Source organism: Arthrobacter sp. B0427-1-12 (assembly GCF_059092905.1).
In genome coordinates this window covers 1-347 of the sequence record NZ_JBNHIC010000241.1, presented here as the reverse complement: position 1 = coordinate 347, position 347 = coordinate 1, and the positions used below count along the sequence as shown (strand labels likewise).

Annotated in this window: 1 protein-coding gene; it reads right to left on the bottom strand. The window is 70.3% G+C overall.

What is annotated here, in order from left to right; genetic code table 11:
* A partial coding sequence (locus tag AC5RWU_RS24730) for a TetR family transcriptional regulator (RefSeq protein WP_493986799.1) occupies positions 1 to 285 on the bottom strand: 285 nt, incomplete at its 3' end.
* Between the last annotated feature and the right edge of the window lie 62 nt (positions 286 to 347).

The following is a 347-nucleotide window of genomic DNA, read 5'->3' as shown; positions in this document are numbered from 1 at the left end:
GACCAGCAGCGGCACCACGTGGGGGTGGGTCAGGGCGATCCGCCGGAACTCGTGGGCGGTCTGTCTGAGCTGGGACTTCCAGTCGCTGTCTTCGGGGTGGATGACTAGCTCGCTGAGGACAAGTTCCGCGACGCCGTCCAGGAGTGCGGCCCGGTTGTCCGCGTAACGGTAGAGCGCCATCGGGTCACGGCCCAGTTCCTGTCCAAGCCGGCGCATGGTCAGTGCGTCCAGACCCTCCGCGTCGATGACCCGAAGCGCGGTGGCCAGAACGAGGTCCCGGTTCAGGCGGGGCCGCCGGGCCGGTGTGCGGGGAACGGGAACACCGTCCGGAGGCGGGCCGGGAGCCG